Source organism: Mesorhizobium sp. M7A.F.Ca.ET.027.02.1.1 (assembly GCF_004022985.1).
In the GTDB taxonomy this organism is placed as follows: Bacteria; Pseudomonadota; Alphaproteobacteria; order Rhizobiales; family Rhizobiaceae; genus Mesorhizobium.
On the sequence record NZ_RZOL01000897.1, the window covers coordinates 1 to 582 of the forward strand.

The 582-nt window shown below is 62.0% G+C and carries 1 protein-coding gene; it reads right to left on the bottom strand.

Annotated elements, in window-relative coordinates:
• Positions 1–210: 210 nt before the first annotated feature.
• A partial coding sequence (locus tag EN749_RS36890; RefSeq protein ID WP_128365122.1) for a helix-turn-helix domain-containing protein occupies positions 211–582 on the bottom strand: 372 nt, incomplete at its 5' end.

The window sequence follows — 582 nt, forward strand, 5'->3', positions numbered from 1 at the left end:
AGCTGGGACGCAATCTCACACGGGTTGACCAGCTTGACACCGGCGGAGCTCATGGCCCGCGAGCAGATGCGGAGCGCGTTACGGTGGTGCGAGCAGTGGAGGACTTGGACGAGCGCTCTCGGCTTAGGTTTGCCCAGAGTTTGAAGCGACACGAGATTGAGAGGGTGATTCAACGAGTCATTGCCGGCAGCATTCAGCGCGTACTAACAGTCAGACGATCCCCCACGCCCGAAACCGCCCCCTCCCCGTCATCTCGCGCAGGCTGAGCTCGCCGACGAGGTTGAGCGCACCCTGCTTCGAGACTTTTAGCTCCTCTTGGATCATGCCGGTCGAGACGATCGGCCGCGAGAGTACGAATTCGACCAGGTCGGCCAGTTTCGAGCTGGTGCGCCGTTGTTTGAGCCGCCGTTCCATCTGGCTTTTCGCCATCACCAGCCGGTCGTGCTCTTTCAGCCCCACGAGTGCGGCCTCATGGATCACATCGAGGGAGGCCAGCAACCGGTCACTGCGATTGCGTGCTCGCCGACGCTCTCGTGGAATGTTTTTCGCGCCGAGATGGAGGCAGGCGAGATGGTGGGCGGC